The 23,099-nt window shown below is 45.5% G+C and carries 19 protein-coding genes, 1 tRNA gene and 1 pseudogene; 14 read left to right on the forward strand and 7 right to left on the reverse strand.

Features of this window, described 5'->3' with window-relative positions:
* Positions 1 to 37: 37 nt before the first annotated feature.
* Positions 38 to 994 (reverse strand): ArsR/SmtB family transcription factor, encoded by a 957-nt coding sequence (locus ACWGXJ_RS02280; RefSeq protein WP_061831167.1) that lies wholly within the window; start codon positions 992 to 994, stop codon positions 38 to 40.
* A 273-nt stretch (positions 995 to 1,267) separates the two neighbouring features.
* Positions 1,268 to 2,233: a hypothetical protein gene (locus ACWGXJ_RS02285; RefSeq protein ID WP_250267296.1), complete on the reverse strand. Its 966-nt coding sequence runs from the start codon at positions 2,231 to 2,233 to the stop codon at positions 1,268 to 1,270.
* A gap of 404 nt (positions 2,234 to 2,637) precedes the next feature.
* On the opposite strand from ACWGXJ_RS02285, the gene ACWGXJ_RS02290 reads away from it, so the two are divergent.
* Complete coding sequence (locus tag ACWGXJ_RS02290; RefSeq protein ID WP_452566073.1) at positions 2,638 to 3,270, forward strand: NAD(P)-dependent oxidoreductase; 633 nt, start codon at positions 2,638 to 2,640, stop codon at positions 3,268 to 3,270.
* A gap of 33 nt (positions 3,271 to 3,303) precedes the next feature.
* On the forward strand, positions 3,304 to 5,022 hold the full coding sequence (locus ACWGXJ_RS02295; protein WP_452566074.1) for an NAD(P)H-hydrate dehydratase: 1,719 nt from the start codon (positions 3,304 to 3,306) through the stop codon (positions 5,020 to 5,022).
* On the opposite strand, the gene ACWGXJ_RS02300 is transcribed toward ACWGXJ_RS02295, so the two are convergent.
* Positions 5,006 to 5,500 (reverse strand): hypothetical protein, encoded by a 495-nt coding sequence (locus tag ACWGXJ_RS02300; RefSeq protein ID WP_061830043.1) that lies wholly within the window; start codon positions 5,498 to 5,500, stop codon positions 5,006 to 5,008. The genes ACWGXJ_RS02295 and ACWGXJ_RS02300 overlap by 17 nt on opposite strands.
* A 170-nt stretch (positions 5,501 to 5,670) precedes the next feature.
* Here ACWGXJ_RS02300 and ACWGXJ_RS02305 point away from each other — a divergent pair, with 170 nt between their 5' ends.
* A complete protein-coding gene (locus ACWGXJ_RS02305; RefSeq protein ID WP_250267298.1) occupies positions 5,671 to 6,507 on the forward strand; it encodes an HAD hydrolase-like protein in 837 nt (278 codons plus the stop codon).
* A 184-nt stretch (positions 6,508 to 6,691) separates the two neighbouring features.
* Here ACWGXJ_RS02305 and ACWGXJ_RS02310 read toward each other — a convergent pair whose 3' ends face one another.
* The 3 genes from ACWGXJ_RS02310 to ACWGXJ_RS02320 all read right to left on the reverse strand — a co-directional run bounded on the left by ACWGXJ_RS02310 (position 6,692) and on the right by ACWGXJ_RS02320 (position 11,993).
* Entirely contained in the window at positions 6,692 to 8,443 is a 1,752-nt protein-coding gene (locus ACWGXJ_RS02310; RefSeq protein ID WP_452566075.1) for a methyl-accepting chemotaxis protein, read from the reverse strand.
* Between the two features lie 164 nt (positions 8,444 to 8,607).
* Entirely contained in the window at positions 8,608 to 9,639 is a 1,032-nt protein-coding gene (locus tag ACWGXJ_RS02315; protein WP_029517885.1) for a ribonucleotide-diphosphate reductase subunit beta, read from the reverse strand.
* 20 nt (positions 9,640 to 9,659) lie between these two features.
* On the reverse strand, positions 9,660 to 11,993 hold the full coding sequence (locus ACWGXJ_RS02320) for a ribonucleoside-diphosphate reductase subunit alpha (RefSeq protein WP_165178832.1): 2,334 nt from the start codon (positions 11,991 to 11,993) through the stop codon (positions 9,660 to 9,662).
* A gap of 526 nt (positions 11,994 to 12,519) precedes the next feature.
* On the opposite strand from ACWGXJ_RS02320, the gene ACWGXJ_RS02325 reads away from it, so the two are divergent.
* The 7 genes and pseudogenes from ACWGXJ_RS02325 (at position 12,520) to ACWGXJ_RS02355 (ending at position 17,652) form a co-directional block, all read left to right on the forward strand.
* The gene (locus ACWGXJ_RS02325) at positions 12,520 to 12,867 is read left to right on the forward strand and encodes an MTH1187 family thiamine-binding protein (protein WP_013308518.1); all 348 of its coding nucleotides are present in this window, start codon (positions 12,520 to 12,522) and stop codon (positions 12,865 to 12,867) included.
* 73 nt (positions 12,868 to 12,940) lie between these two features.
* Positions 12,941 to 13,012, forward strand: a tRNA-Thr gene (locus ACWGXJ_RS02330).
* Between the two features lie 515 nt (positions 13,013 to 13,527).
* Entirely contained in the window at positions 13,528 to 14,943 is a 1,416-nt protein-coding gene (locus tag ACWGXJ_RS02335; RefSeq protein ID WP_452566076.1) for a transcriptional regulator, read from the forward strand.
* 446 nt (positions 14,944 to 15,389) lie between these two features.
* Positions 15,390 to 15,836: pseudogene (locus ACWGXJ_RS02340) on the forward strand (NucA/NucB deoxyribonuclease domain-containing protein).
* Positions 15,837 to 15,971: 135 nt separating this feature from the next.
* Positions 15,972 to 16,841, forward strand: a complete 870-nt coding sequence (locus tag ACWGXJ_RS02345) for an MSCRAMM family protein (RefSeq protein ID WP_452566077.1) — start codon at positions 15,972 to 15,974, stop codon at positions 16,839 to 16,841.
* Positions 16,838 to 17,191: a hypothetical protein gene (locus ACWGXJ_RS02350; protein WP_452566078.1), complete on the forward strand. Its 354-nt coding sequence runs from the start codon at positions 16,838 to 16,840 to the stop codon at positions 17,189 to 17,191. Before ACWGXJ_RS02345 ends, ACWGXJ_RS02350 begins: the two co-directional genes overlap by 4 nt.
* Before the next feature lie 227 nt (positions 17,192 to 17,418).
* Entirely contained in the window at positions 17,419 to 17,652 is a 234-nt protein-coding gene (locus tag ACWGXJ_RS02355) for a hypothetical protein (protein ID WP_452566079.1), read from the forward strand.
* A 119-nt stretch (positions 17,653 to 17,771) separates the two neighbouring features.
* On the opposite strand, the gene ACWGXJ_RS02360 is transcribed toward ACWGXJ_RS02355, so the two are convergent.
* Positions 17,772 to 18,635: a LysR family transcriptional regulator gene (locus ACWGXJ_RS02360; RefSeq protein WP_452566080.1), complete on the reverse strand. Its 864-nt coding sequence runs from the start codon at positions 18,633 to 18,635 to the stop codon at positions 17,772 to 17,774.
* Positions 18,636 to 18,860: 225 nt separating this feature from the next.
* Here ACWGXJ_RS02360 and ACWGXJ_RS02365 point away from each other — a divergent pair, with 225 nt between their 5' ends.
* From ACWGXJ_RS02365 to ACWGXJ_RS02380, 4 genes are all read left to right on the forward strand, one after another.
* Positions 18,861 to 19,223: a cupin domain-containing protein gene (locus ACWGXJ_RS02365; protein ID WP_013308297.1), complete on the forward strand. Its 363-nt coding sequence runs from the start codon at positions 18,861 to 18,863 to the stop codon at positions 19,221 to 19,223.
* A 485-nt stretch (positions 19,224 to 19,708) separates the two neighbouring features.
* Positions 19,709 to 20,074, forward strand: coding sequence for a cupin domain-containing protein (locus tag ACWGXJ_RS02370; RefSeq protein ID WP_250268990.1), 366 nt, complete (start codon positions 19,709 to 19,711; stop codon positions 20,072 to 20,074).
* A 1,074-nt stretch (positions 20,075 to 21,148) separates the two neighbouring features.
* The gene (locus ACWGXJ_RS02375) at positions 21,149 to 22,567 is read left to right on the forward strand and encodes a transcriptional regulator (protein ID WP_452566081.1); all 1,419 of its coding nucleotides are present in this window, start codon (positions 21,149 to 21,151) and stop codon (positions 22,565 to 22,567) included.
* Positions 22,568 to 22,847: 280 nt separating this feature from the next.
* Entirely contained in the window at positions 22,848 to 22,955 is a 108-nt protein-coding gene (locus ACWGXJ_RS02380; protein WP_226887801.1) for a YjcZ family sporulation protein, read from the forward strand.
* Positions 22,956 to 23,099: the final 144 nt, after the last annotated feature.

Consider the following 23,099-nt stretch of genomic DNA (forward strand, 5'->3'; position numbering starts at 1 on the left):
CAAAACGCCGTGTTCAGGTCTTGAAGTGAACTAAAAGTTATTTGCTAGTATCGCCAGCTTCTACCGTTACTGTTTTGGTATGATTTTCTGCATGTTTGTAGTACAAACGGAACAGGATGTCCTGATTGTAGTTACCAAATCCGGTACCGAACAGAGTAACCCCTCCAACATGCTGGGCATCATCCAATATGGCAATACGGAATTTCCATTGCTTCTGATCAATCAGCACTTGGCTTAAAGTCACGTCGGATATCTGCTTGCCATCCATAAAGGTACCTTCTGAGGTAACGCGAAGTCTTTTAAGGAGACCATATTGATTGATAAAATCAGGCCACCATGCAGGTGTGTATTTACCCCGGTTATCCCCGAAATCCCCTGGGCTGGTCCATGTACCCAAATTCACATCATTTAGGAAAAAAGTGATATCTGAAGGCCAATTATCATTGGTAAAAGGGGCCTCGGAAGATAGTTCCATCGAAATTTCCAGTTCCTCAGCTTTTTGGCTGGACAGTAGGAAATTCGGCACCTTATAATCCATATATCCTTGGCTGAACCATAGAATTTTGGAATTGAAGCGCTCAGGGTCCAAGAACGAACGAGGCTCATCGAATTCACCAATGATCTTTTCGACGGTAGCCAGTCCGCAGGTCGCCTGTATTTCAAAATCTGTAAAGTGTCCCACAGAAATCTCCGTCTGATGGAATTGTCGTACATCCTGCTGGTAGCGTGGCATGGCGATTTCAATTTTGTCTGTAGCCAGTGAGCACACTTTCTGTACTCCGCCTCGCCCAGGCAGCATTTTGGTCGAAATAATGGACGCTCTCTCCAGTTTCTTGACATGCATCGTCATAATCGCACTGCTGAGCCCCAACGCTTCCGCCAGCTCACGTATATTCATAGGCTTCTCCGCAAGCAGAACAATCATGTTTAGCCGAACCTCACTGGCCAGCGCTTCATAAACGGGAAGTGATTTTTCAGAAATGTCCAGTTGCATAGTTCCTCCAATTCTAACGCACATCATAAATTGATGGTAGTTTAACATATATGGATTTTTTTCAATATTCATACATAAAAAACGATATGATTTACATTTATATAAACAATATACCCTTTCCTTGATCACTGGCACAAGCCTAACCCCTCAAAAAGCCAAAAATTGTTCAAAAAACAGGACACCCCATAATCTCCTTCTTTGTTGTTGGGATGTCCTGTGATGGTATGTGATTTGCAGGGTGGATACGGGAATAGAATCCTGTGCCATTGGTGTTTAGGACCGAATATGTTCTTCTGCCAAAGAAGAGTCAGCCGTTTTATCTTTATCTGCTGCGTGTAAATCCTGATGTTGAGAAGCATCTGCCTTGATCAAGCCGGGATGACCAACATAAGGACGATCACTGCGCGAGCGGCCTCGGGTAAGTCGGAAGCCAATCAAAAACAGCACAAGCTGAACAGCCAGTATGTAGGGAGATGCTTCCGGTCCGATCCATTGAAACAGAGCGACAGCGGCGATCACTAAGCACAACAGGCTTGTTGGAAAATGGGATGCCGTCACGTCCAGATCATTTTGCCTACGTAGGGTCATCAGCCGGTAAACATACAATAGGGCGATCAAGCCGGAAACGAACCTCATCCATGCACACCCTATGAGCCATGAGGCAGATTGTGCAGTATCGGGCAGACTAACATCGACATGGCTGGAGGCTATCAGTTCCATAACCAGCCTTGTGACCAACCAGACGATTCCTGCCAGCGCCAACGGACCAGCTGCTGGGCGCAATAGCTTCCACAATGCTGTTCCCCAGCCCGGAGCATGAGATTCCAGCAGAACAAGACGCCGTTCCTCGATGAGTTTGTTCATTTCACGCTCCAGTGATTTGAGAAGCAATTCTCTGCGGAATGTATCACACTCCCGAAGGGATGCTTGAACCTGCTCTTGAAGGTGAGGGGTCAAATAGGGAGCAGCTTTGGCTTCCTGAAGAGCGTGGATGAGTCCGTTCTGGTACTGCTTTTCGCTGTTATTGAACCCGTTCTGGGTAGCGGTTTGGAGACAACCAGCTAATCGTCCATAGATACGCAGCGATTCCTGTAATTCTTCCAGCCGCTGCTGACGTGAATTTCGAAGCTGGGCTGCACTGTGAACATACAGCCATACCAGCAAAGACAACGCCAGCAGGAAGGCAATCAGACCGGGTGAGATATATGCGGCTAACGCCGCGAAGTCCGTCGGGGACACCCGCAATCCCTCCTTCCATTGTTCTTTCTACACTATTGCACAGACCATACAGGCATTTCAAGGGCTTGTATCCCTTTGACCAGGATATATGAAGTATTTTTTGGTAAAATAGACAAGATTACAAGCAGGAGGAGATTCGGCATGGATAAAAATGTAGAAATTGCAACAGAACATTATGAGACATCGAATCAACCGTACGGGCAGCTTTGTGACGCTGATCGCGGATAAGCCGGTCGACCGCTTGTATGCGCAATTCGGCGTCTAATGGGTCAGTCCGAGGTCGGAAGGGATGTACTGGCGACAGCCGGGGGGACTGTAAGCTGACATGCTTTACGGGTTTAAGCTGGACATAAAACGGATAAATAACAGTAAGTAAATTATAGACAGGAAGAGGGCACATTTATATGAAAGTTATTATTTTCGGAGCAACAGGAACCATTGGCCAAGCGTTAGTAAAGGAAGCAATCAAGCGTAAGTATGAAGTGACGGCGGCGGTGCGCGACCCGCAACGTGTGACGGAGCAAAGTGAATATTTGACGGTGGTTCAAGCGGATATTCTAAATCCGAATTCCGTTACGGATGTGGCCAAAGGGCACGATGCTATCATTAGCGCATACGGTCCCAAGTTTGGAGAAGAGGAAGAACTGCTCGAAGCGACTCGTTCTTTGCTGGAAGGAACTCGGCGTTCCGGCGCGGAGCGCATACTTGTCGTTGGCGGAGCGGGAAGTCTGAAAACAGAAAACGGTGAACGCCTCATGGATACCACCGAGTTTCCGGAGGAAGTGAAGCCACTGGCGGCTGCCCATGCAGATGCACTGGAGCTGTACCGCGCTGCGGATGTAGACTGGACCTATTGTAGTCCTGCCGGAATAATTGAATTGGGAAAACGTACAGGACAGTTCCGTATTGGTTTGGATCATTTGGTGGTTGACGAATTAGGCCATAGCCGTATCTCGGTCGAAGATTATGCGGTAGCCCTGATTGATGAGTTAGTAGAAGGGGAATTTGTCAATTCCCGTTTTACAGTCGGATATTAATAAGCAGGGATAGCCATACGGGAGGCGAAAAGCATGTATATGGTGACCGCCGAAGAAATGCGAGAATTGGATCGCTATACAATTGACAAGCTGGGTATTCCGGCCCTTACCTTGATGGAGAATGCCGGGCGCGCGGTAGCTGACGAGGTGTTGAAGCTATGTGCCGAAAGAAGTGGGAAGAGCAATGGCAGCGGCTTCCCAGTAGACACTGCTGATCTCACATGTGGAAATAATCGTGCTGAAGTGTTGGGGTCACAGTGGACAGAAGAGGTTACACACACAGGACCAGGGGATATAACGGGACATGGCGGTGTTATACGGACAGAGACGTGGAGTCAAGGACGACAAGACTTACGGGAACGAGAACACTGGTATATCCTCGTAGGCAAAGGCAACAACGGTGGTGATGGACTGGTGGCAGCCCGCCATCTTAGCGATGCAGGCCTGCGCGTCACCGTTGTGTACGTCGAGCCGCCAGACACGCTACGCGATGAAGCGGCTGCGCAACGCGATATCATCGCGGCTCTGGGTATCCCGGTGATTCTCTATGGCCGGGATACCCTCGACCTGCGCGGCGCCTCCGGCATCGTCGATGCCCTGCTGGGCACGGGCACGCAAGGTCCGCCGCGCGAACCCTACGCCTCGCTGATCCGCGAGGCCAATGCCAGCGGCGCGCCGCTCGTGTCGGTAGACGTGCCTAGCGGCCTCGACGCCGACACGGGTGCGCTGCACGAGCCGTGCATTCGTGCGCGCGTCACCGTATGCCTCGCCTACTTGAAGCGTGGGCTCGTCCAATATCCGGGCGCCGGGACCGCAGGCGATGTGGTGGTGCGCTACATCGGTATTCCACCCGGCCTTGCCCGTGAGTGCGGCGTGCAGCTGCGGCTCTTGACCCGTGACACGCTGCGCGCTGCGCTGGACGTGGATGTAAGTCGCAGCCGCGTGCCGGACGGGCACAAGGGCACCTACGGCCATGTTCTCGTCGCGGCCGGAAGCCTGCGCATGAGCGGCGCGGGCCTGCTGGCCGCACGTGCCGCCCTGCGCATCGGCAGCGGCCTTGTCACGTGGGCGGTGCCCGAAGCGTTGTTGCCGCGCGTCATTGGCGCCGCGCCGGAACTGATGCTCGCTGCCGCAGCAGCAGGCGGAGACGGCGAATGGAATGCCGACTCCGCAGACGAGCTGCTACAGCTCGCGCAGGCACGTGATGTACTGGCCGTCGGCCCCGGCCTCGGCCGCTTTGCAGGGGACACCGGCTGGCTGCGCCGCCTGTGGGAGGAATACGGCGGTCCGCTCGTGCTTGATGCGGACGCCTTGAACATCCTCGCCTCGGCGGGGCCTGAGCTGGAGGCTTGGAAGCCGAGAAGTGCGGCGGTCGTACTGACGCCGCACCCCGGTGAAATGGCTCGTCTGCTGGGCATACCGACAGCAGAGGTGCAGCGTGACCGCATCACCCATGCCCGGGAGTACGCCCGGACACGTGGGGTCACGCTGGTGCTCAAAGGAGCGCGCACGGTCATCGCTTGTCCCGACGGAACGGCCTACGTCAATACCACAGGCCATGCTGGGATGGCGACAGGCGGTGCGGGCGATGTGCTAACAGGCATCATCGCAGGTTTGCTGGCTCAGGGCTTGAATGCTTCGCAGGCAGCAGCATTTGGCGTGTATCTGCATGGTGCGGCTGGAGAAACAGCCGCACGTCATCGCCAGCATCCTGCCTCTGTGATCGCAGGCGACATTATTGAAGCCCTATAGGCCATAGCAGCAGTGGCAGGAGGAAGGCCAGCATGATCTGTAATCCATATTCACGGTTCAGCCAGTGCCTTCCTCCATAATACAGCAGTGTAATCCCTGCACCTGCTATGCCGTTGCTCCATGAAATGCCCGTTCCGGCAGGCGACATCAAAGAACCTAGCAGGAGAAAGACACTGAATCCTGCAGCGAGGTATAGGGTGAGCTGCTCGGGCTTGCGAAGCCAGGGTAAAAGATCGCGTAGCGCATCAGCGGCAAGAGCGGCAGGAAGGGCAAAGCCATAGGCCCACAGCTGCGCGGTCAGTTCACCACTATTGCCTGCTATAGTCAGAGGAATCCCTGTTATTTCCTCTGTCAGATAGCAGTAGATCCATAAGAGACCAAAAACCAATCCTCCACAGGCCAGTTTATTCAGCGCATAACAACCAAGCTCCATCCGCCAAGGCATTTTGGAATTAAATTCATTCCAAGGCTGTCTCATGTTGCGACTCCTCCTCTTATCACACTCGGTATTCACAACCAATCAAGGAATTTATTTTCAATTACAATCCGCTTACCGTTTACGACATTTCAGTTTACGTTAGCTGTGTATCATGTTCCTAAGCAAAATAAAGATTGCGGATAGCCGCGGTACGGAAAGGCGGGGATTGCATGATACAGGCGGTTATTTTTAATCTCGAAAGTACATTGTTAGACCCCGGAGGACGAGGCTTAACCCAGGGAATGCGTGACATTTTCAGATGGAAAGGTATACAGGTAACTGAAGAACAGGTATCTCATGGGCGAGGAATGCCGATCCGGGATCATATTGCGAATGTGCTGGGACTTTCAGAGGTTCGGAAAAAATGGCTGGAGTGCTTTGGTGCGCATCCTGGCAGAATGGATATTGAGCATATTTATCTCGAGCTTGTCCCTGTTCTCCGCTCCTTGATCCAAGGGGCTGAGCCTGCTATCGGTATAGACAGGGCGCTGCAGGAGTTGCAGGATCGTCGCATTCAGTCAGGTGCCACTGCATCCTGTCCGATGGAGATGCTCAGTCACGTATTTACGCCTGCACAGTCACCCTATACGCTGGATTGTATGGTAGCCCCTTGTGAAGTTTCGCAGGGGAGACCTTATCCGTGGATGATCTATGAAATTGCACATCGCTTGCAGGTATTTCCGCTGAGCGATATTGTGAAAGTAGGAGATACAGCAGCCGATATGCAAGAGGGACGGAACGCCGGTGTATGGACGATTGGTGTCTTGAACCATAACGAAAAGGTGACGACCGCAGCTCAAACGACCAGCCATGAAGCGGACGACAGAGTGGCTGAGGAACGGCGCAGACAGAGTGTATATGGTTTGAAAAGAGCAGGAGCCCACATCGTGATGAACTCGGTCGCTGACTTGCCGCGTATTTTGCGTGAAATTGAAATGCTCCAGCATACGGGAGGCTATCCTTCTTATACAAAACAGGTGAAAACAGCGGCGCTACCTCCATCATAAGAATGGGTATGATTCTGGGTTGCTTGAATACACACTTCTAGGTTATATGTATGCACCTACTCGGATAAAGGTGAACTCTGCTCGGCTTTCAAAACATAATAATGGAGCATTCGCTACGTTAGCGAATGCTCCATTTTAGTTTACTTCTTTTCATTCAGTTGAATCGAATCCAACATCATATTTACTATTCAGCGTTTTTTACCCGGAACTGGTCGGCATGACGCTGCAGATTGTTTGATAGTGTAGTGAGATTGCGGGCTACTTCGGATAGTTCTTTTACCGCTAGGGCCTGTTTCTGGGCGCTTGCTGATACATCTTCTGTCATTCCGGCAGTCTGCTGTGCCGCGCTGGCTGTGTGATTTAAATGTTGATCTACGCTGTGACGTACCTCTTGCATCTCTGCCGTCAATTGAGCTAGATGTGCGGCTAACTCCTGAACTTCCTGTGAAACCTCGGTGACTTTGTCAACAGACTGTAGACATACCGAAATTTGGGTTTCTTGTTCATTGACGGTCTTTATGTTTTCATCAAATTGATCACCCATTTGCTCAATTTGCTCAACAAAGCTGCTTAAGATTTCGTCGATTTCACGAATCGATATGGCGGATTGTTGGGCAAGTTGCCCCATTTCATGAGCGACCACAGAAAAACCCTTGCCAGCTTCGCCTGCACGTGAGGCTTCAATAGATGCATTAAAGGACAAAATCTGCGTCTGCTTTACGATGCCCTGTACCTGTTGACCGATGTTAGCTGCCTCGCGGGATTTTTCGGTTAACGCGTGGGACATGCGTTGCATCTGCTTGATACGCAGGGCGCTTTCTCGTCCTTTTTCTAATAACAGTTCATGCTCACTGGCTACCTGATTACGAACCTCATTGAGATGATGGGCCGTATTCGTAAATTGTTGCACATGGCTTCCGACTTCATCCAGCGTTTGTCCTAATCGGTCAGATTGTTGAACCGATTCCACTGCTTGATCCGCTTGGTTAATAGAGACATCGGCAATTTGCTGGAGTGTGCGGGACAGTTCCTCAGTTTGGTGGAGTGTCCCCTCCGTTGTCACAACGATATTCTCTGATGCATGCTGGAGTGTGCTAGAACTGCTTTGAATATCTACAATTATATTGGACATGGCTTCCACCATTTTGTTTGTCAATTTGCTAATTTCGCCTAACTGATCATATGTTACTTGCGACGATGTAACCGTAAGGTTGCCGTCGGCTACTTGCTCCAGTGTATTTTTAATAAATCTCACCTGACGCAGTATACGCCGGGTTACCAGCATCATAGCCGCAATGGAGATGATCAGAATGATGGAGATAACAGGAATAACTAATCGGTAGGCCTCGGGCAAGGTATGTTCGTATACTTCAGTCACAGAGGACAGGGATCTATCGATTCCCAAATAACCAATGATGGTTCCATCAGTATCCTTAATGGGAGTAAAGGAGGAAAACATCATCCCCCACTCAGGGTCCGTTGTAATATCTGTAGTCACTGTTTCCCCTTGTTTCAATTTCTCTTCCGTTTCTTTAAGGGTAAAACTTACAGGAGTTCCGAATGGACTGTAGTCTTTGTCGTCCCATGCGGCTCCATCCACCGTAATTTTCCACTCATTGCCCACACGGTTGTACATATAGATGTACAGGATTCCAGTTTGCAGCCTGAGCGTATTTAACTCGTTCCGAAGCTGCTTATACTCGCTGCTTTGCTCAGATGAATCCGTATTTAAGCTCTTGACTGCGGATTTGTCCAATAGCTGGGCCGTGTTCTTTGCCAGCGTTTCATTGTTTAGCTGCATGGTTGATAGAGAAGCATTCTGGATAGATTGATTGGTCGTCCACAGAACAATGACGCCAATCACTATTAAAGGAATGAGCAAGATGAAGTAGAGTTTGGATTGTAATCCCATTCTTTTTTTAACGCTGCTTTTCATAATATGCTCCTTACTATGTTTTTTTCACCTTCATATATATCGTGTACAAATAGGAAAATATGAATAGTTATTCAGTGTTTCATGATTTTTTTGCGTATTTGCGTGAATTCTCATGAAAAAAGCCTTAGCCCGGTAAGTACCGAGCTAAGGCTGTATCTTATGGCTTACAAATCGTCAAATCCGTTGTCATCTCCGACCTTGCCATAATTGCGTGATTTTGCTTCAAAGAAGTCCGTTTTTGTCGCATTCAGCGCTTCATCTGAGAATGGTTTGATCCAAGGCATACAGTTTACATCTACGCCTTCGTATGCTTTGTCCATACCAAGCAGTCTCAGGCGCATATTTGCCATGTATTTGATGTAATCGCTCAGCTCGTTCAAGTCGATGCCGCGAACCTCTTTGAGCGTATAATGCGCCCAATTCGTTTCCAACTCCACAGCTCGGTCAATCATACGATAGACATAGTCCGTATTTTCCTTGGTATTCAGCTCAGGGAAATCGGACAATAGCTGCTTGAACACTTCGGCGAAGAAGTAGCAATGCTGATTTTCATCACGCTGAATATACGAGATCATTTGGCTGGTTGCCATCATTTTCTGATCACGGGCCAAATTGTAGAAGAAAGCAAATGTGCTGTAAAAGAAAATGCCTTCCAAAATCAAATCGGCTACCATCGCTTGGAAAAAGGTTTGTGGGTTCTGCTCATCGCGGAACTCCTGATAAATGTCCGAGATGAAGGTGTTACGCTCCAGCAGGACAGGATCGTTTTTCCAGTATTCAAAAATTTCCTTCTGTTCCTGATCTGACACCAAAGAAGACAGAACGTAGGAGTAGGACTGGTTATGCACCACTTCCTGCTGCCCGATAATCGCTGAAATAGCTTCCAGTGACGAGTCGGTAAAATAGCGTTTTACATCCCCGACAAACATTGTTTGCATCGAATCCAGCACAGCCAGCAGGCCGATGTTAATTTTGAAGGTGCGCTGTTCTTCGGCATCCAGCACAGGGAACTGGGACGCGTCCTTGGACATCGGAATTTCATCTGGAATCCAGTGGTTCAGCAGCAGCACTTTATACAATTTGTACATATGCGGCATCCGAATATCGTTCCAATTCAAAATACCGGAGCTTTCGCCTTCAATAATACGGGTAGAGCGATTTGGCGCTTCCGTGTTAAAAATCTTCTGTAACTGCATGAGAGCTTCTCTCCTTTAGTTTAGGATGCGCAGCTATCACATTCTTCAATCGTCAGTGCGCGGCTACGTACATAATAGGTCGATTTCATACCTGATTTCCAGGCATGGATGTGCAGCTCTAAAAATTCAGTTGCTTTAATATCAGGCCGTACATACAGGTTAAAGCTTTGGCCCTGGTCAATATGACGCTGACGTGCAGAAGCCATGTTGATCGAAGCGTGTTGATCCAGCAAGAAAGCCGTCTTGTAGTACCAGATGGTTTTTTCGTTCAAATCCGGTGCAGGGTTAGCAATCTTGTAAGTTGTTTTCTCTTCATAAGAAAGCAGCTCGTACAATGGATCAATGCTGGCGGTAGAGCCTGCAATAATAGACGTGGACCCGTTAGGCGCGATGGCGAACAGCCATGCGTTGCGGACACCATTTTGTTGGACTTCTTCTGCAAGCTCGCTCCACTCGGACGTAGTGACAAATTTGCCTTCACGTGTACCATCCGTATAGCCACGGGAAGTGAAATAGTGCCCAGTAGACCAGTCAGAACCCTCGAATTTGGCATAACGGCCTTTTTCTTTCGCTAGCTCCATGCTGGATTTGACTGCCAGGTAGTTAATTTTTTCATACAAATGATCGTTATAGGTTACCGCTTCATCGGATTCCCAACGGATACCTTCCAGTGCGAGTAGATGATGCAGTCCAAATGTACCCAGACCGACAGCGCGATATTGGCTGTTCGTATATTGTGCTTGTAGTACTTCAATGTTGTTGATATCAATAACATTATCCAGCATACGTACCTGAATCGGTACGAGGCGATCCAGCACACCTGCCGGAACCGCACGAGCCAGATGGATGGAATTCAGGTTGCACACCACAAAGTCGCCAGGAATTTTGGAAATAACGATGCGTGTTTGTCCGTCCTTGGTGACCAATTCTTCTTTTTCTACTACAGTTGCAGATTGGTTTTGCATAATTTCCGTACACAGGTTGGAGGAATATACCATACCATGGGCGCGGTTCGGGTTCGCCCGGTTTACCGTATCACGATAGAACATGTACGGTGTACCTGTTTCCAGTTGTGACTTCATCAGGCGCTTCATAATGTCGATGGCAGGCACTGTAATACGAGAGAGAATGGGATGCTGTGACGCCTCCTCATACTTTTCGCGGAAGGTACCTGAACCGAAGGTTTCATCATAAAAATCTTCCAGGCCCAGTGGACGACCCTTGTCATCTTTCCAGCCCATCACTTTCTTCACTTCATGCGGACAGAACAGATTCCATTCACCCCGTGCTTCGACCCGCTCCATGAACAGATCAGGCAGACATACGCCATGGAACACGTCATGTGCACGCATCCGCTCGTCACCGTTGTTCAGCTTCAGGTCAAGGAACGCGAGGATGTCCTTGTGGAATACGTCCAGATATACGGCAATTGCACCTTTGCGAGTACCCAATTGGTCTACGCTAACAGCTGTATTGTTCAACTGGCGAATCCACGGAATGACGCCGGAACTTGTATTTTTATGTCCACGGATATCGGAGCCACGCGCCCGTACTTTACCGAGGTATACGCCGATGCCGCCGCCCATTTTGCTAAGACGGGCTACATCCGTATTGGAGTCGAAAATGCCTTCCAACGAGTCGTCTACGGTGTCGATAAAGCAGCTGGAGAGCTGTCCGGCCACCTTTTTTCCGGCATTGGACATGGTTGGTGTAGCTGCTGTCATGTACATGTTGCTCATCGCCCAGTATGCTTCCTTGACCAGCTCCATCCGCTTGTCGGCAGGCTCTTGGTGCATCAGGTACATCGCGATGATCATGTAGCGTTCCTGCGGCAGTTCCATTACGCGTCCGTCAAAATCATTGGCCAAATAGCGCTCAGACAGCGTTAACAGCCCGATATAATCGAACAACAGATCATTTTTCGGCAATATGGAATCACCCAACTCATCAATCTGCTCCTTGGTATAGTAGTCGAGCAGTTCTTGACGGTAAATTCCTTTTTGGACCAAATCAGTGATCAGTGGATAAAAAGCACCGTAAGGCTCGTCCGCATAGGATTTATAACGGCGGTGAGTGGCCGCTTTTTTATACAAGGAAGTGAGCAAAGCACGCGCAGCGGCAAATTTCCAGTCCGGTTCTTCCTTACTAACCAATTCAAGTGCAGCCATCGCAAACGCGTTGCTAATGTCATCCCCCGTGACTTCGTCCCGGCGCAGTTTGCTAGTTACACCACGAATGAGACGATCTTTATCCAGCTTGTCCAGCCCGCTGAGTACACGGTCGGCATATACGGAAATGCGTATTTCATCAAAAGCCAACTGGCGATTGTTTGGTTTGGTTACGAGTTGTGGCATAGGATTAATTCCTCGCTTTCCTGATTTGGAATCATACTTGGGAATAGGCATGAAAATGATCATGATGAGAAGATAATGGCGAAAAAAGCGATGGTCAGACAGCATTTGGGGGCTGTATGTAATCCAATAACATAGAAATAGCGATGCACCTGCCAATGAAGGGGGAAAAGATGGTTCCCGTACGATTTATCGGCTACATCACTATATTTAGACGTGTTATGAATATTTAACCCAACATATTGTGTATATAAACTTAAAATTTCAAATAAGTGCAAGGAGTATTATAGCAACATTCGAAGCCATACGTAAAGGAAAAGGAATGGAAAATCAAAATATGCAGAGAAGTCGCGGGCTGTATTTGAATTGAGGCAGTTTGAACGGTACAATGAATGATAAAGATGTTTCCTACAGAAACAAGCAGCATACATATGAACTATTTTTGTGAAATCAGGTTGCTCGCTCTATCGGACTAAGATTTTAGATTTTTAAAGAAGCGACGATTTTAAATTAAAGGAGGAACTTGGCGATGGCTATTGCAGAAGTGACAGTGATCCCGATTGGGACGGGGAGTACAAGCCTGAGCGACTACGTTGCCCAGATGCAAAAAGTGTTGAAGACGCAAAAAGGAATTACCTATGAGCTTACCTCCATGAGTACGATTATTGAAGGTTCGTTGGACGATGTGTTCACCGCCATTGCTGCGCTGCACGAAGCGCCATTCCTGTCTGGAGCCAAGCGTGTTTCCACCTCGGTTAAAATTGATGATCGCCGTGACAAGCCTTCCTCCAGTCACCAAAAGCTCCGTTCCGTCGCAGAGAAACTATCTGGCACCGCGACAGGAAATGTTACCGAATTAAATCCAAATCCTAGTTGAAAAAGTTGATGTAAGTGATTGATTTTTATGTAACTAAGAGTATAATAGTTTTTGTTGTCAGTTACACTGACCTGCTGGTGTAGCTCAGGGGTAGAGCAACGCACTCGTAATGCGTAGGCCGGGGGTTCAATTCCCTTCACCAGCATAGCTATCATCTCAAGCACAGCGCGGCTTCCAAGCTTTTTGGAGGGCGCGCTTTTTTGTGATTCTGGGCAATCTTCTAACAATCTTCTAACCTTTAGTATAGTAAAGTGGTTTTTTCAGTGTTCATGAGTTCCCTGTTATGAGCGTGTCTTAGATCATAGAAACGAATCCGCGGAAAGTCAGGGTGCTCTTTTACGATTGTGTCCAAAATACGATAGTAATGTTGTGCATTCGGTGCAGTGATTGCTTACATTCTGGCTGAGGCTTATGTGGATGGTAAGTCGGCTGACAGTCCAACTACAGATAATGAGGAATAATCACAAGCGTTTGGAAATACGAAACACCCTGCTGGCTTAATGTCGGTGGGGTGTTTTTTTGTTTACAGGGGTGCCCTTATGACAAACGTGGCTTTTCCACATGATTCGCAAAAAAAGATATTGACAACTGTTAATTACTGGACAAAAATAGTAAATGATTATAAAATACTGGAATTTCTATGCGAAGGGTGGCTATGGCATGAAGCATACACCTACGATTCGAGCAGAATTAGACAGATACCTACAACAAGAAGGATTGAGTCTAACACAATTTGGTCATATTGCGGATATGAATAGGGGAGCAGTAAGTGCTATCGTGACAGGAAACAAGCCTTTGTCTGTTAACCAACTGGATCGAATTACTGAGGCTATGGGTTTACCAGAAGGTCACTTTTATGACTTGTTCATAGAAAACTACATCATCGACCATCCTCCGAATATGAGGCGAATCGAGCCATTTTTGTTTCGCTGTGCGGAGTTGGACAAGTTGGATGCGATCCGTCGAGTGGTTGGAGCCATCATGGACAATCTACTGTATTCACCCAAGCTATTTGAAATTGCAGAAGAATTGTTGGCGCAGGGAAGACATGCGGCTGCATTGCTGCTCTATAAGGGGGTAGCTGAAGCGGAGAAATATCAACATTCAGAACGATTGGCAGTCTGTCAGTATCGTATATTTGCGATTCAAGTCGGTGACGATCAGAGTCGTAATCTCAAGGCAGCTACGTTGTTCGAGCCTTACATTGAACGTCTGGATGAAATGGACCAACTTGACGCACTGAAGGATTTAGCTAACGTGTACAGGTCTTTGCGTAAATGGGACAAGGTTGAGGAAGTAGCAAGAATAATGAGAGCTAAAGCGGAAATTCAATATAATTTGAAACATGAACAGAGGAGTCGAGAACGTAATGAATCTACTAAGAAGCTGACTCGTCCTTTGTTTGTATACATTTCCTATGCTGACCTGCTGTGTGCAAGTGTCTATGAAGCCCAAGGCGATTATCAACAAGCTCTACAATATACATACGCCTATGCTAATTTAGATTGGGTTAAAGAAACAGATGAAGATACCCAACACTGGATTGGCTTGTTTAAGCACTGGGCAAAAGCTAATGTTATTGTAAATAAGCTTTTATCCGGAGATACAAAGATGCTACAAGATTATGTTGAATATATTGATACGGCGGAGGATACAACTGAAGAAGACAGGGTCATCCAACTGCTGAATATTATGATAGCGGCTAACCGATATGATATCGATGTTAGTAATATAATTAAACGCTTTGAAGCGGACATGGTATCATTATCGCAACACTCATCAAGTGATATGTATACTCAACAAGTGGTACCAGATTATTTTGCGTGGTGTGGTTACGAGTTAGCTCATTATTATTTACATCGAAGCTTTTACGATGATGGTTTTAAACATTTGATGTATTCAATGGTAAGTTATCATACACTAAATAATGAGACTTACTTCATAAATTGTATGGGGCTGTTTTTACATTTTCGGGAGCATGCAGTTCCTGAAACCAAAGCAGCATTTTTAAATCTCATTGAAAAGGTGTGGATGAACAATGTTAAAAAAAATGGCACTGGTGATCATCGCGGCTAGCTTTTTGTTTATTGTTACTGTACCTATTCACTCGCACGATATAGAGCCTCAAGTACAACATGGAGGAGCTTAAAAGTAAGTAAAGCAAATCCCCGCTAACCTTAACTGGTTGGCGGGATTTTTGTTGAACGATCTGAGGAGACAGTGTGTTTTAACGAATCTAAGGACAGTGTATTAAACAGTACCCTTTCAAAACCTCTCCTTGTTTATTTATAATCCCCAAAACTGAAGAACTAATGTGTAGTTAAAAAGAAATTTGATATGTGACCTTTTTTGTCGTTGAAGGAATTACCACAACCGAATACCTATCCTGAGGTAATTGGCATAAACATATATATTGTATTTACAAAATCACCCAAACCAATTATACTCATCTTATAAAAGCATCGGTAGCACCCCGCTGGCTCAAGCCGGTGGGGTGTTTTTACGTTTAGGGAGGTTTACATATGTTAAAATGGATATTCACCGTACTAATAACAATCTTATTAGCTGGCTGTAGCGTACAACAAGAAGTTGCAAAGACCACTAAGAGCGACCCTGTAGCCGTTCCAGTAACCCAGGTATCGGCGGACACGGTTAAGCTGCAATTTCCGTCAGATCGGTATCCCGAAACAGCCCAGCACATTAAAGAGGCTATAGCAGCAGGAAAATCACCAGTATGCACCATAGACCGAGAGGGAGCCGATCATAACCGTGAACTATCTCTGAAAGGTATACCCACCAAGAAGGGCAAGGATCGCGATTAATGGCCTATGGCGATGTGTTCCGAAGGTGGAGAGGGTGCAGACATTAAGTACATAAGTCCAAAGGATAATCGTGGAGCTGGATCATGGGTCGGTCACAAACTGGATGAATATGAAGATGGTACCCGAGTGGAATTTATCGCGAAATAGCAAATCCCCGCGACAGAAGGCTTATTAGCCCTAATCATGTTAGTAACGCTAAAAAAAGTATGAGTAAGGTTGTTTGACCAGTCGTTTATGAACTCCCAAGCATATATTGAGTTGTAAGCTTTGTGAAAGGAGGTCATGGTTATTCCAATTTCTGACTTTTTCAAACTTCAGCCAAGTGCTCCATTTACCTTGGATGGGCACGAAGAAGAGAGTGTCAATCTAGAACTTCAAGCCTCGTCCATCACCTCCGTTGGTGTGGTGCAGGGAACAATCCTCCTGCCTAATGGGAATCCGGTTCCTTTTGCTACAGTGCAGGTATATACTTCTCAAGGGGTGCCATATGAGCATGTTAACAGTAACCCCCAGGGGCTATTTGTCATACCTAACATTCCAGTAGGCTCTTATTTAATCACTGCATCTGAACCAGGCTATCTGACACCTGTCCGTATTCCATTAACAGTTACACAAGGCAGACCAACACAAGTATCTATTACTTTACAACCCGATCTCTCCGCAACGACGGGAGCCATGTTTGGGATAGTAAGGAATATTACCAATAATGAACCCGTGAATAATGCTTTGGTTAGTCTATTCCAAACAGATGGGACTACGGTTACTCCGATCGGAACGGTGACTTCCAACGTATCAGGGCAGTATTTGTTTGCTGAGCTTCCGAGTGGTACCTATTTCATTCAGGCGGTTCTACCCGGGTATTTGTCCAACCAAAGTGTCCCTGTAACAATTCAAAGTCCTGAGTATGTCCCCCTTGATATTAATCTGACAGCCGATCCGGATGCCAATACAGGGACTGTAAGTGGTATCGTGACGGACCAAGCGAATGGTGTTGCTATACCCAATGCGCTAGTGGCACTCTATACTTTGACCGCAGGAGTGGAACAGATCATCCAGATTACGCGTACGAATCAGGGGGGGCTCTACCTGTTTGGCGATTTGCCACCGGGAATCTATCGTGTGAAAGCGACAGTTCAGGTGAATACAGGATGAAGGATAAAAATATTCTGACAGGCAGTTCTGTTTTTTCAATCGGTTCCGGTGAAAGTAGATGGGTCCCTCTGGCTCTGCACGGCAGGAATGGTTCCATCAGGTATGGCTTCAGCCCTGTCCGAGTAACTTTTTGTCTGGTTGTTAGAAAAAAAAGAATCGTCTATAAGCAGCGGTTCCAGCTCTATATTCGCACTGAAGAAGGTTACAGAAATGCAATAAAATGGAGCAGTAAAAGAAAGCTATACTCATCTCCTAAGTCCCGTAAAATATGCCCGGTAAAAATCGAACTGGGGGTGTCCGTGAGAAATAAAAAACGGGCGAACCGCAAGAAATTTAAAGCCGTTATTTAAGAGGTGTCTTCAAACATCCGAATAAAATAAAGCTAAGGCCGTTCTCGGATAATCATGGGAACGTCTTTTTGTTTTCCTGCCTTACTAAAAAGATCTTGAAAGAAAAATTGTCGCTTCAATAAGGCACCAAACTGATAACGATGAAAATAGGGATTATGGTTGGCGGGGATTATTTCATTAAAGGAATTACAACATCATTCATCGAATGAATTGTTGAGGTGATCAGCATGAACCATGCATATAAAGTGTTAAAGTCAGATAGAGAACTATTTGCAGCTGCATTAAGCCAGGTAAGAGTATATGTTGTACAGCCGTTGGGCGAGGGTTTGATAGATATTGTGGATTACGGTAAAGCAGTGGAGAATATTACACCGGAGTCGGTTAAGATTAACGGATCTTATTTCTTCCGTAATCAGTTTGAATTTAGAGTAGATGTGAAAAAGGACTCCGCTGGCATTTAGCCGGTATGGAGTCTTTCTTTATTTTCAGATTCTCATTTTTTGTTTTCATTTACTGATAAAATTCTGGGACAAGTCATTATACCTACGAATAATACTCTAAGTTGGCAAATAGCAACAAATCACAGATTAGTTATGTCCACCAGCTCCATAAATCGTGAGAGAGCACTGGTCATGTATGAGTCACGACGCCTTATAAACACAGTGGGCACTGTTCTGTACGGTTCCGGTAATGGATGACAGTTAAGTCTTCCCTGCATCCGTGATTCAACCATAGATATTGGTAAGACGGTGACTCCTAACCCGTTTTCAACGCATTTAAGGACACCCTCTAGAGTGCCATATTCCATCACCTTCATAGGAGCATAGCCATTGTCCTCTAGCCATCGCTGCCAACGTCCCAAATAGATGCAATGCGCGAATGACGAAAGCAGTGGTTCATGTAAAATCAATTCTAATTGGAATGGTTCCGGAGAGTAGGTTGTAATCAAAACTAGAGATTCTTCGAAGACTGGGTATTCAACAATTTCCGGATGAAGAATTGGCCCATCCACAAATGCGCCGTCTACCTTATATTTGAGAATGGTACTAACCTGATCTACAGTAGGTGCCATATATAAGCTTAATTCTACTTGTGGAAATTTCTTGTGATATTGTGTAAAAATCAATGGCAATCGTGTAGAAGCAGTTGACTCCATAGCTCCAATGCGCAAAGTTCCCCGCGGGGCAGAAGAAAGCTTAACTGCCTCAATCGCTTCCTCGAAATCGTAAAGCAACTTGTTTACATGCGGCAACAGTTCACGTCCTGCAGGCGTTAAGGATACCTTCTTATGATATCGATATAACAGGGGAACGCCCAACTCTTGCTCAAGACGTTGTATTCGTGCAGTAACATTGGACTGTACATAATTCAATTTCTCAGCAGCTTTTGTAATGCTTTGTTCAATTGCTACTGCCTTAAACACCTCCAAAGATCTAATGTCCAAAACAACTCTCTCCTTTTTGCATCACAAAATGTGATTATCTATACACTATTTTTTAATTTTACGTGATGCATCGCAGTATGTAAACTTAGTGAATAAGAGGGATTTACACCAAAACCAAGTGATTGAGTACCTCGTTATCTGATGATGAGGAGGAGAATGGGGGAAAAGGAGATTCTAGCCGGGGCAAAATGCAGTACACGTTACCAATAATGAGGAGGGAATCTCATGATTTCGAAGGTCAATGTACAAGATAAATTTTTGCAAATAATTGATTATTGGAATCCCAGAATAGGTGGAGAGTTGAACGATTCATACGTAAAAATGGCAAAGATCAAGGGTGAATTCATTTGGCATCACCATGATCACGAGGACGAAATGTTCTTCGTATGGAAAGGGAGACTACTAATCCGTTTGAGAGACGGTGAAATAGCTGTTAACGAAGGGGAGTTTGTTATTATACCTAAAGGGGTTGAACATCAGCCAATTGCTGAAGAAGAGGTCCATTTACTATTAATCGAACCAAAAACTACTCTAAACACGGGAAATGTGGTAAATGAACGAACCGTTTCGATTCCTCAACGAATTTGATGAAACGCTCATCAGTGAAATAATTATACTGATTTTGATTCGATCCTTAGCTAATGATTCAACTAATGGGAAAAGCTAGTTGAACAAATAGTCTAAACCTCCTAATAGAAGCAAACTAGAATTAATTGCCAGGAGGTCTTATTATGATTTTAAGCGAACTTTGGCGTCATTATGAAGCGGATAAGCGAATCTAGGGATTTAGTCCAAATACATTGAAAGCATATGCGTTGCAGTTCAGAATGCTGGTAACAATCTCGGGGATATAGATATTTCCGAGGTAACTATTAATCTGCTGAAGGAATACCTAGCAAAGCAGTCAGATCGATTAAAGCCAAGTAGCCTAGGGACCGCATCCATTTTGTGCGCTCCCTATTCCGTTTTGCATATGAAGAAACCTATTTGCCCACAAACCCTTCGCTCAAACTACGTGAGCCTAAAATGGATAAGCGGGGTATATTGAATATCAAGAGAAAGGAGATATTAATATTAATTACCAAATTATTAATCTGAATGAGAAATTATCTAAGTTCAATGAACATTGGTCTCCGAAAGTCATTGGTGAAATGAATGACTATCAATTTAAATTGGTCAAGATAGATGGGGATTTTGTATGGCACGATCATCAAGATACCGACGAGGTGTTTATCGTGCTCGAAGGGGAGATGTTCATCGATTTCCGCGATGGCCAAGTAAAGATTTCCCCAGGAGAGATATTTATTGTACCAAGGGGTGTCGAACACAAAACTTTCGCTAACCAGGAGTGTCATATCATGTTGGTAGAGCCCAGGGGCGTAGTAAACACTGGCGAGACTGAGTCAGAATTAACAGCAGTCAATGATATTTGGATCTAATGCATTTAGCTTCAGTTCGATTACATCGTTAAAGTAACGGGAAACGATAGTTCAATAAAACAGCGGCAGTCTAGGGCTTTATTTTCTGGTCCATGGCTGCCGCTGTTTCAATTTTAGGGAGAGTCTAATACTTATTTTATTTTGCTCGCGATTTTCCTTCTCGACGGATGCCCACCATGAAGGAACTGGAGATAAAGACGGGGAAGTGCACGGAGGACATAAAAGTTGCTTGCTTTAGAGCAAGATACCTAACTCTATGGGGGCGGAAAATTCTATACTACGGGATATTGTCATCTGGAGAGGTGGGATCGCAATCAGAAGATCATCATGCTTGTAGGAGACGGAGAAGGGTACTTTAGAGAACATTAGGCATTAGTCTCGTCTTATTGCCTCAATTATTTTCTTCTACCAAATCTTCTGCCGAAATACGGATATCTGTAATACCTAACGGAACCTTATTTATTGTTGGATAGGATATAGGAGCCTTGTAAACCCCATCAAAACTCTATTTCAACGCACTCGTAATGCGTAGGCCGGGGGTTCAATTCCCTTCACCAGCATAGCTATCAACTCAAGCACAGCGTGACTTCCAAGCTTTTTGGAGGGCGTGTTTTTTTGTGATTCTGGGCAATCTTCTAACAATCTTCTAACCTTTAGTATAGTAAAGTGGTTTTTTCAGTGTTCATGAGTTCCCTGTTATGAGCGTGTCTTAGATCATAGAAACGAATCCGCGGAAAGTCAGGGTGCTCTTTTACGATTGTGTCTAAAATACGATAGTAATGTCGTGATTCGGTGCAGTGATTGCTTATATTCTGGCTGAGGCTTATGTGGATGGTAAGTCGGCTGACAGTCCAACTACAGATAATGAGGAATAATCACAAGCGTTTGGAAATACGAAACACCCTGCTGGCTTAATGTCGGTGGGGTGTTTTTTTGTTTACAGGGGTGCCCTTATGACAAACGTGGCTTTTCCACATGATTCGCAAAAAAAGATATTGACAACTGTTAATTACTGGACAAAAATAGTAAATGATTATAAAATACTGGAATTTCTATGCGAAGGGTGGCTATGGCATGAAGCATACACCTACGATTCGAGCAGAATTAGACAGATACCTACAACAAGAAGGATTGAGTCTAACACAATTTGGTCATATTGCGGATATGAATAGGGGAGCAGTAAGTGCTATCGTGACAGGAAACAAGCCTTTGTCTGTTAACCAACTGGATCGAATTACTGAGGCTATGGGTTTACCAGAAGGTCACTTTTATGACTTGTTCATAGAAAACTACATCATCGACCATCCTCCGAATATGAGGCGAATCGAGCCATTTTTGTTTCGCTGTGCGGAGTTGGACAAGTTGGATGCGATCCGTCGAGTGGTTGGAGCCATCATGGACAATCTACTGTATTCACCCAAGCTATTTGAAATTGCAGAAGAATTGTTGGCGCAGGGAAGACATGCGGCTGCATTGCTGCTCTATAAGGGGGTAGCTGAAGCGGAGAAATATCAACATTCAGAACGATTGGCAGTCTGTCAATATCGTATATTTACGATTCAAGTTGGAGACGATCAAAGCCGTAATCTTAGTGCAGCTACGATTTTTGAAGTTTTTGTTGAGCGCCTTGATGAAATAGACCAACTTGATGCTTTAAAGGATTTAGCGAACGTATACAGGTCTTTGCGTAAATGGGACAAGGTTGACGAAATGGCGAAGAAAATGAGAGCTAAAGCCGAAATCCAATATACACTGAAACATCAACAGAACAGTCGAGAACACACTGACTCTACTGATAAGCTAAGCCGTCCATTGTTTGTATACATTTCCTATGCTGACCTGTTGTGTGCTAGCGTCTGTGAAGCCCAAGGCGATTATCAACAAGCTCTAGACTATACATACACCTACGCTAATTTAGATTGGGTAATGGAGACTGACGAAGATACCCGGCACTGGATTAGTTTGTTCAAAAGTTGGGCAGAAGGTAATACTTACGTATATAAACTTTTATCAGGAGATATAAATGTGCTGCATGATTATGTTGAATATATTGTAGCCACATCAGCGACTAACGAAAACGAGAAGATATCAAAACTACTCAATGTTATAATTGCCGCAAACCAATATAGCATAGATGTAGACGAAATACTCAAACGATTTGAATCGGAGATTAATTCGTTTTCTGAACATCCTCTATCCGATGATATGTATACACAGCAAGTGATACCGGACTATATCGCGTGGTTTGGTTACGAGTTAGCTTATTATTATTTACATCGAGGCTCCTACAATGATGGTTTTAAACATTTGATGTATTCAACGGTAAGTTATCATACACTAAATAATGAGACTTATTTCATTAATTGTATGGGGCTATTTTTACATTTTCGGGATTATGCTGTTCCTGAAACCAAAGCTGGTTTTTTAAATCTTATTGAAAAGGTGTGGATGACTAATGTTGAAAAAAACGGTACTGCTGATTATCGCGGCTAGCTTTTTGTTATTTATTATAACTGTGCCGGATCAAGCCTTAAACCACCATAGTATCCAGCCTCAGGTTACCATTGGAGGAGCTTAAACATCAGTCCCGAAAATCCCCGCAAACCTTAACTGGTCGGCGGGGATTTTTGTTTTATTAGACGATAAACTCCTTAACATCTGACTACGTAATAACCCCGACTGGTAGTGTGTCTTTCTTTTTACCTGAATGGCCCGGTCACAGAACGTATTTACACATATACTAAGGTGACGATAAATAAAGGAGGGCTAAGCAATGAGTGGATGTGCAGGTCCAGCTGTTTGCAATGTGTGGACTTCTACAGCGGCAATTTTGGTGCTCTATATCCTTTTGGTTATCATCCTTAAATCATGTTGGATTTAATTCTGTGAGAAAATGTATGAATCCCACATTAATCAATTTTCATCCGCGATTTGCCCGAAATCAGATTAGATAGTGAGCTCTGCTATCCTTATGGTCGGCAGGGCTTTTTATGCTCTACATAGACGGAGAGAGGTATTTTAGAGA

The organism is Paenibacillus sp. S33 (genome assembly GCF_053615415.1).

Excerpts from the sequence above, each read along its gene's own strand:
- ACWGXJ_RS02295 (WP_452566074.1), top strand. The coding sequence starts at position 3,304 with ATGTATATGGTGACCGCCGAAGAAATGCGAGAATTGGATCGCTATACA.
- ACWGXJ_RS02355 (WP_452566079.1), top strand. The coding sequence starts at position 17,419 with ATGAACCATGCATATAAAGTGTTAAAGTCAGATAGAGAACTATTTGCA.
- ACWGXJ_RS02300 (WP_061830043.1), bottom strand. The coding sequence starts at position 5,500 with ATGAGACAGCCTTGGAATGAATTTAATTCCAAAATGCCTTGGCGGATG.
- ACWGXJ_RS02315 (WP_029517885.1), bottom strand. The coding sequence starts at position 9,639 with ATGCAGTTACAGAAGATTTTTAACACGGAAGCGCCAAATCGCTCTACC.
- ACWGXJ_RS02375 (WP_452566081.1), top strand. The coding sequence starts at position 21,149 with ATGAAGCATACACCTACGATTCGAGCAGAATTAGACAGATACCTACAA.
- ACWGXJ_RS02325 (WP_013308518.1), top strand. The coding sequence starts at position 12,520 with ATGGCTATTGCAGAAGTGACAGTGATCCCGATTGGGACGGGGAGTACA.
- ACWGXJ_RS02280 (WP_061831167.1), bottom strand. The coding sequence starts at position 994 with ATGCAACTGGACATTTCTGAAAAATCACTTCCCGTTTATGAAGCGCTG.
- ACWGXJ_RS02290 (WP_452566073.1), top strand. The coding sequence starts at position 2,638 with ATGAAAGTTATTATTTTCGGAGCAACAGGAACCATTGGCCAAGCGTTA.
- ACWGXJ_RS02365 (WP_013308297.1), top strand. The coding sequence starts at position 18,861 with ATGATTTCGAAGGTCAATGTACAAGATAAATTTTTGCAAATAATTGAT.
- ACWGXJ_RS02310 (WP_452566075.1), bottom strand. The coding sequence starts at position 8,443 with ATGAAAAGCAGCGTTAAAAAAAGAATGGGATTACAATCCAAACTCTAC.
- ACWGXJ_RS02380 (WP_226887801.1), top strand. The coding sequence starts at position 22,848 with ATGAGTGGATGTGCAGGTCCAGCTGTTTGCAATGTGTGGACTTCTACA.
- ACWGXJ_RS02335 (WP_452566076.1), top strand. The coding sequence starts at position 13,528 with ATGAAGCATACACCTACGATTCGAGCAGAATTAGACAGATACCTACAA.
- ACWGXJ_RS02350 (WP_452566078.1), top strand. The coding sequence starts at position 16,838 with ATGAAGGATAAAAATATTCTGACAGGCAGTTCTGTTTTTTCAATCGGT.
- ACWGXJ_RS02320 (WP_165178832.1), bottom strand. The coding sequence starts at position 11,993 with ATGCCACAACTCGTAACCAAACCAAACAATCGCCAGTTGGCTTTTGAT.
- ACWGXJ_RS02305 (WP_250267298.1), top strand. The coding sequence starts at position 5,671 with ATGATACAGGCGGTTATTTTTAATCTCGAAAGTACATTGTTAGACCCC.
- ACWGXJ_RS02345 (WP_452566077.1), top strand. The coding sequence starts at position 15,972 with ATGGTTATTCCAATTTCTGACTTTTTCAAACTTCAGCCAAGTGCTCCA.